7 protein-coding genes are annotated in these 7,549 nt (G+C 58.3%); 5 read left to right on the forward strand and 2 right to left on the reverse strand.

Annotated features, from left to right (window positions below):
• Positions 1-746 precede the first annotated feature (746 nt).
• Both HUU94_RS11095 and HUU94_RS12970 read left to right on the forward strand, forming a co-directional pair.
• Positions 747-2,108 (forward strand): DNA modification methylase, encoded by a 1,362-nt coding sequence (locus tag HUU94_RS11095; RefSeq protein WP_174275137.1) that lies wholly within the window; start codon positions 747-749, stop codon positions 2,106-2,108.
• 77 nt (positions 2,109-2,185) lie between these two features.
• Positions 2,186-2,551, forward strand: a complete 366-nt coding sequence (locus tag HUU94_RS12970; RefSeq protein ID WP_368039854.1) for a hypothetical protein — start codon at positions 2,186-2,188, stop codon at positions 2,549-2,551.
• A 15-nt stretch (positions 2,552-2,566) separates the two neighbouring features.
• On the opposite strand, the gene HUU94_RS11105 is transcribed toward HUU94_RS12970, so the two are convergent.
• Entirely contained in the window at positions 2,567-3,403 is an 837-nt protein-coding gene (locus tag HUU94_RS11105) for a GIY-YIG nuclease family protein (protein WP_174275139.1), read from the reverse strand.
• Positions 3,404-3,526: 123 nt separating this feature from the next.
• On the opposite strand from HUU94_RS11105, the gene HUU94_RS11110 reads away from it, so the two are divergent.
• Entirely contained in the window at positions 3,527-3,730 is a 204-nt protein-coding gene (locus HUU94_RS11110; protein ID WP_174275140.1) for a helix-turn-helix domain-containing protein, read from the forward strand.
• A gap of 99 nt (positions 3,731-3,829) precedes the next feature.
• Entirely contained in the window at positions 3,830-4,030 is a 201-nt protein-coding gene (locus HUU94_RS11115; RefSeq protein ID WP_174275141.1) for a hypothetical protein, read from the forward strand.
• Between the two features lie 371 nt (positions 4,031-4,401).
• On the opposite strand, the gene HUU94_RS11120 is transcribed toward HUU94_RS11115, so the two are convergent.
• A complete protein-coding gene (locus HUU94_RS11120; protein ID WP_174275142.1) occupies positions 4,402-6,288 on the reverse strand; it encodes an SIR2 family protein in 1,887 nt (628 codons plus the stop codon).
• Between the two features lie 1,034 nt (positions 6,289-7,322).
• Between HUU94_RS11120 and HUU94_RS12975 the strand changes: the two genes are divergently transcribed.
• Positions 7,323-7,493 carry a TIR domain-containing protein gene (locus HUU94_RS12975; protein ID WP_174275143.1) on the forward strand — a complete coding sequence of 57 codons (171 nt, stop codon included), beginning with the start codon at positions 7,323-7,325 and terminating at the stop codon, positions 7,491-7,493.
• The last annotated feature ends 56 nt before the right edge of the window (positions 7,494-7,549 follow it).

A 7,549-nucleotide genomic window follows, 5' to 3' on the forward strand; every position in this document is an offset into this window, starting at 1 on the left:
TAAAGACCAAGTAGAACCAAGGGCCTTTACTTGGCGCGGTTCCGCGCAGTTTTGTAGCGCAATGGTACTGCAGAGAATAGATCTTAAGGATATTATCCGGTTTTACTTGTGATATTCTCCGGCGCCATTGGAGTCAGTACCGAATCGAATTTTGCATCAAATCCGTATCCAGGATTGTTGCACATCGCCGGTCCGCCAGTCGTTCCGCTCTCACCGCAGCGCTCCCCAGATACTAGTCAGGAATGCCGCAGAACCGCGGCACTCTTACGCGCTTCCGTACTTGGGAGAAGCGCCGCGCCGCGCAATGTCACCAAAAAGCCCGCCCTTTCTCTGGCGGCAGTCACGCCGGTACGGTTTGCGCCTGACTCCAGATAAGCATGCCTCAATCCGCTAAATTTGAAGATCGGAGGTACCTTGTCATCGCGCCCAAAAGGTTTGAGCTATTTTATGGGGGCTTAACCGACATTTCGATCAGGGCACTCGTGCCGCGAAAACCGGAAAAGATCCGGAAAGGAACCGGGTAGTATCTGGATTGAGGCAGCCGACAAGCGGGCAGTCGGATAGCGACAACCACTAACGGCTGAGCGCCTAACTCGATTAGTAATCTAGATTTGGCTTGCTAAGTCGATCACTGTCTGCCAAATGGGCATCGGCGGACTCACCCTCCGCCAGAGATATTCGGCGATACACCCGTCGCCACGGAGATCCGACACGCATTTCGCGTGCGGTGGACTGTGGAGGATGAGGTGAAGCACTTCCAGACATCGACATCGTTAAGCGGGGTCGCCGCCCATGAGGGCGTGCGGCTCGCGATCGAGTATGTGCCGCTTGGCGAATTGAAGACGCCCGAACGTCAGGTCCGTAACCACACGCAGCGCCAGCTCAAGGCTCTGGCTCGAAGTCTCAAGGATTTCGGCGCGATCATCCCGATCGTCATTAGCGCCGACGGCACGATCGTCGTCGGCGTCGCTGTCGTTGCGGCCGCTCGGCGAAATAACATGGCGGAGCTGCCTGCGGTGCGGATTACGCACCTTGACGATCACCAGCTGCGGCTCTTCCGCATCGCGCACACCAAGCTGACCGACGGTGGCAGCTGGAACATGGACGCCGTGCGACTTGAGTTCGCGGAGATCTCGGTCGAGCGGCCTCAGCTCGAGCTTGGCAGCAGCGGTTTCTGCATCGCCGAGCGCGATATCATTTTCGGCAACCACCGCGTGGCCGAGATGGCCGATCTCGATGATCAGCCGGAGGAGGTTAGCGGTGCGCCGGTCTCGCGGGTTGGTGATGGCTGGATATGCGGCAGGCACATTGTCTTCTGCGGCGATGCAACCGACCCGGCGGTGATCGAAAAAGCGGTGATGGGCCAGCGCATCCGCACTGTGGCATCGGACCCGCCTTACAATGTCGAGATCGGCGGCAATGTTTCGGGCCTCGGCAAGAATAAGCACCAGGAATTCGCGATGGCCAGCGGCGAAATGAGCCGGCAGGAGTTCGTCATCTTGCTGGCTCGGGCGCTGGGCGCGGCGCAGCCGCACCTTGAGGATGGTGCGCTGCTCTACCTATTTATGGACTGGCGGCACTTGGTGGAGCTGTCTGAAGCCGCGGAGGCACGCGACCTCAAGCAGCTCAACCTGCTGGTCTGGGCGAAGACCAACGCGGCGATGGGCAGCCTTTACCGGTCAGCCCACGAGATGATCGGCGTGTTCAAGCACGGCGAGGCTGCGCACATCAACAACGTCGAACTTGGCCGGCACGGGCGCAACCGCACCAACGTGATCCATATGCCCGGCGTCAACAGCTTCGGGAAGGGCCGCAACAAGGCGCTGGAGACCCACCCAACGGTTAAGCCCGTTGGCCTGCTTGCGGACCTGTTGCTGGATTCCAGCGGCCCGGGTGATCGTGTGCTGGATCCGTTTGGCGGTTCGGGCACCACGCTGATCGCGGCCGAGAAGACTGACCGTATTGCCAGCCTCGTCGAGCTGGAACCCAAGTTCGTCGACGCCACCATTCGCCGCTTCGAAGCGCTGACCGGTGAAACCGTCTCGCACGCCGAAACCGGTCTGAGCTTCGCTAACATGGCCGAACTTCGCCAGCAGGAGGCGCGCTGATGCCCCGCAAGTCACGATCAACAGGCGTGGGCCGGGGCAATGGCACCGGCTCCGCGAAGGGTCAGTTCAAAGACGGAATGCCATCCGCGAACCCGCTTGGCCGACCAATAAAGCCCAAGCCAACGCCACCCGCATCCTTTGAGCAAGCGTTGGCGCGCGAGCTGGGGGGTGAAGTTGAGGTCACGATCAACAGGAAGCCGACAAAAATGCCGCGTGTGCAAGCCTTGGCCATGATGTTGATGAACGACCTCGAACGGCCCAGCACCACACCGTCAACACGGATGCGGCTGATCAAGGATTGCCTCGCTATAGTGCCTACCATCCTCCACGCAGCGCCAAACCAACCCAGTCAGGAGACGGTAGAAGAGGTGGTGAGGATGCTTGCGGAGGAGTACGACAAGAACGAGGCCAAAGCGAAAGCCATCCCCCCACAGTATCGATAGAACCTTACGTCTGAGTCAATTGCGATTGAGCCCAAGCTCGCGGCTTTGCAGTTTGCGTTTCCAAACAGCTTCGGCGGCAAGAATGTCGTCGGAGCTGTTGGCGCTTCCGGCCACCTCCAGGATCGACACGATGAAATCGCTACGCTCGCGATCGACGAGGGCAATGTTGCCGCCGTGTCCGTTTGCGCGATATTCGCTCCAGCGAGACCAGAAACCGCCCTCAGCGGTGGCTGAGCCAACATAAAGGCTGCCGTCGCGCGGGCAGGTCAAAAGATAGACGCCGCGACTGCTGGCCAGGGCCTGCGCCCAGGTCGGTGGCGCATCCGCCAGCGCCGATAGTGGCGTTGCCAGCTTCATCAGACCCGGGAAGGGCTGCTCGATCGTATCGAGGTGCAGTTCGCTGATAAGCTTATCCTGCAGGTCGGCGCGCTGAGACCAGGCCCGCTTGCCCGATGATCCCCCGCCCCATTCGATATAGAGCTTACCCTCATAGGCCGCGAGATGTTCGGTCCGTTCGGTGGGGAAGCGATCAAGCTCACCTGCGCCGTGTGTATGGCCGGAGACGGGCGCCACGATCGCTTCGTCAACGGCCTGCGGGCTACCCACCGCATAGAGGCCAACGAAGAGCGTGCGGCCATCCCACGTGCTGATGAAGCTCGCCCAATAGCTGCGCGTGAAGCTGGCGCGTTGCGCGCTGGCCTGCAGTTCTTGATAGCCCTCGAACAAAGGCTGATCGGTCCGCCAGACGTCCGCCAGGGCCTTCCCCGCCACGTTGGGCTGGTGACGCAGCAGGCGAACCTCAGCCGGGCTTATACCAGCTTCTTCAAGCAGAATGTTGAACCGAAACGGCATCGCGCGTCATCCCTATATGTGCATCCGATGAGTGACACCAAGGCTTGCGGTCGCGGCACAGTCAAATGGAATGTGACTGATCGTCTGTAGATCGATCGGCTGCACGCGCGTCTGTGGCGAAGCGTGGAAATACGCCAACGCCTTGCCAGGAACATGCGCGCCGCGCGCGAGGCGAAAAGCTGGAGTCAGGAGGAGTTCGCCGATCGCGCCGGCATTCACCGCACTTATGTGAGCGACATCGAGCGGGCGCGCCGCAACCCGACCATCACCGTCGTGGAAAAGCTTGCTGTCCCGCTCGATATGACCGTCAGTGAGCTTTTGGCTTAGCCTCTCGATCGGTCTGCGTTGCTAAGGCGGCGGACATCAAAAGCTGCGTCTCGACTTCACGGCAAAAGTCGACCTGTGTGTGCCCGCAGGAGGGCTTGGATGGACGACGATGCTGAACTTATCGCGAGGCTCTGTGCGCGGGCGGGCATGATGATGGAGGATGTCAGCGTGCTCGCCATCACCATGCCCCGAGAGGCGGCGGTTCGACGCGACACGGTAGCGAAGTTGGCTGCCTCAGCCGACGCAATCAGGTTGCTCGTTCAGGCAGCCCTGGCTTTGGATCAACACGACCGGACTTAGGCGGGCGTTGCGGCCCTTCGAACGGCTTGAAGTGGGCCGGGAACTGTCGGGCAGCTTCGCGGCGGCGATGACCTAGAGTCGGCCATCAGCGCCCTTCCCGTGATCTCCAACTTCAGACGCTCGTTCATGTCATCGCTTTGAAACCGTAATGTTTAGGTAACGGAGCGCGGAACGGCGTGAAGTGGGACGAACCAGTCGTTCGATATTGCAATTACGAACGGCGAGTATTGATAAAACCGGACGTTTTCCCGCGGACGGCTGATAAGAAGATCGCTCATCTCGGAGCGAAAAGTGCGCCAGGAGGACGCACTACGGGGTTCGGAGCACGCGCTCCAAGTGGCCGTCCGAAGCTAATTTGCGCCTAACCAGGCTCAAAGAAACTGCACGATCTGACGCAGGTCGGTCATTTCGCGGATTACATTATTCCACATCGATTCGACATAGAAATGGGTGTGCTTGGGGTTCACGCAAAGCGTGCGCGCGCCCGATGTGGCTGCTTTCTCGTCATTGAGTGAATTGCCGATGAAGAGAATGTCGATCGGGTGGCACCCGAGTCCTTCGGCGACCATCGTGATGAACCGTGCTTTGCCCTCGAAATCGTATGCATGCCCGATAACTTTTGAAAGCAAGCCGTTGGCGTCAAAGTACATCTCATTGCTACGAATCGAGTCTACGTACCGCGATGAATCGTCGAGCACATTTTCAATTATCGTGCGCAGCGATCCCGAGACGATATGGATTGCGATGCCGCGAGAACGCAATTCTTCAAAAGTTGATCTTAGCCCTGGCATCGCATTGATATTGCCCGACACGGCCTCAAAGTGCTGCCGGCAAAATCCCGCGCCCCGCAGTTTTTCGCAAGTCAAGTCGCACCATTGGCGATGCGTAATCTTGCCGGCAGAAAACTGATGATGAAGTTCGTTCGCCTCTTCGAGCGTGAATCCAACGGACTTCCATATCCGCTCCCAAGTATTCTCTTTAAACTGAGGCTTTGTAAGCGTGCCCCCGAAATCGAAAACGACCGAGCGCGTTCGGCCTGAAAACAGACTGTCTTGCTGCGGCGAACTCTTCGCGCGGGGTTGTCGCCAGTTATTCTTATAATATTCAATATAATAGGCAAGAATATCGTCTGATTTGCCATATTCAAGCGAAGTCTCCGGTCGAAGGGCTTTTTCAAGCGAGCGGATTTCTTCATGGCTACAGACCTTGAAGCATTCCGGACCGAGGTTTTTTTCAGTATTCACCTTTTCGAGTTCAGCTATCCGCCATGCCTCGACGCCCGAGCGCCTAGATAGATTCTCGCGGGAGATACTGCGATTGTCGCGATAGTAGAAGAGCTTGTAGCCGTTGATCTTGGTCGTCCGATCACCGAGCAGGTGCTTGTTCTTAGGCGCTGCCACACCGCCCGGCTGCTGCGCAGCCTCCCCCGATTTTTGGGGCGACAATGTTCCTACGAGATCAAGATAAGCGGCCTTGAGAATCTCGAGCGAGGCCGCCCATTCCGCATCTTTCTCTATGGAGTGAACCTCCAGGTGATCCCGAGCATTAAACAACTCGATCTGATCGGGCGAGGGTCGCCACATCCAAGAATGGTTGTTTTGTCCCCGCTCGGCCTTCAGCTCTTCTATCATCGGCAGAATTAACTGGCGGAAGTGGGGATCGGAATTCGAATAGCCAAGAAAAAGGATCGTGCTCTCGGTGCCGTCCGAGATCAGCCGATTATGAGCAAGCGGGTGCTTCTCCGACCACCGCTTATAATCCCGACCGCCAAGCGTGTGCATATGTGCCAGCGTACCGTGAAGGTGTATGAGCCGCGGCTGTCGGTCGAGCGGTAACGACAGGAGCTCATAGTCCTTCTCGTCGATGATGGGGAACTTCTCCCCAAGCGCCCGGATCAGGAGATTATCATAATTAGTCGTGTAGACACGCGCCCAAGGCAAACTCGCGATCAACTGATGGACCAGGCCGGGGTCGAAATTGTCCTCAGGGATTGCGGCTCGCACCGCATCGTCGAGCCTCGCGCGGTTGGTTTTTCTCGCAATAGAATCAAACATGTCGAAGAGATCGCCGCCGTAGCTTGACAGGGATTCTCCCGTTTTCTCAGCCACTAGTTGGGCCAGTTCGCTCCAAAGGGGCAAACGCGTGCTTTTTCCTTCTACATGACGCGCTTGAAGTGAAATGCCCGCACCAACAAATAGTATGAGTTTTCGATCGGCCAGAAGGCGTGCGAGCCGCTTCGCATAGTCTTGCGTGATCACATCGCGTCATCCCGGATAATCGTAACTGTCGTCTCATCACACGCTAGAGATGCGTCTGCCGAGAGCAAGAGCCAATGCGAAAAGGAAAAACTGTTCGGATCGACAGTGACCGGCTTGTGCCGCGCGAACGACTGGCTCTGTCCGTACCAGTCGTTCGCCAGCCGAAATGCGAATGACCGGGCGTGGTCGATTTCTGCCGCCAGCGCTCGACCACCGCTAAGACCCAGAAGCAGTCATCCAGCGCGCGCTAGCCATCGCCCAGTCCGGACGCTCGTTCACCGCAGTATTTGCTTCACGACCCGTCCAGCTCCAACGAGTGTTGGGTTGATCCGGTGGCGTAAAGCTTGATCCCGAACGGCTGCGGTGTCACGCGAAGCCATGCAGCCCCACATCCCGCTCCATCATCGCCGCGTCGGCCCACGCTCTTGTCACGGGCAAGAAGGTCGCCGGCCTTTACGACCATGCGACAGGCGGCACCTCCGGATCGCGGCAGAGGCACGAGCACCATACCTTCAAGGCTATGATGGCGACCGCAACGCATGGTTCGGAGGCACGCTGCCTGAGATCCAAGATGCTAGCGAGGGAGCGTCCATTCATATGAAAGTCGAGGATGGTGGTGCATGCGGCTACGACCGGAGTTCGTCGGGCCGCTTTTCAGCAACGGTGGCTCAGCGACTGGTGCAACTGTATGATCACGCGGAATCGTCATGGTTCACGTTTGACGTACAGATAGCATGCAACTCGCGGGTTTTGACGACTAGACCAAACCCAGACGTTCAGGGTCACTTAGGCGGTTTCCAATATCAGACATTGGTTCAGGTGCCGGGTAACACCAAATGAGCGCCCAATCCCGGCACTGCGGCGGCGGGACGACCTCGTAGCCCTTCTGGAGATTCAATGCTGGACGAGGCGGTGCTGCCGACACACAATCTGGTAGATGGCCCGGAGCACCACGAAGACGACAGCATCGTCACCGAACCCGCTGATCTTCATCTCCTATTGTCATAGGGACGAGACGTTTCCGCGAACGGCTGATGGTCCATCTCGCTCCACTGCAGCGCGAGGGCATCGAGATATGGGTCGACAACGATCTGATCCCTGGTGATGAGCTCGATCCCACGATCCGCCGGGCGCTGCGTCGGGCCGACATCTTCGTGGCGCTCGCAAGCCCAGACGATCTGCACTCTAGACTCAGGACCTATTAATCGTTTGCGAGGATAGTGATCGGCTGATTCAATGGTGGTGCGAGGAGGCGCTGTCA

Source organism: Sphingomonas bacterium (genome assembly GCF_903644055.1).
GTDB lineage: Bacteria > Pseudomonadota > Alphaproteobacteria > Sphingomonadales > Sphingomonadaceae > Sphingomonas_I.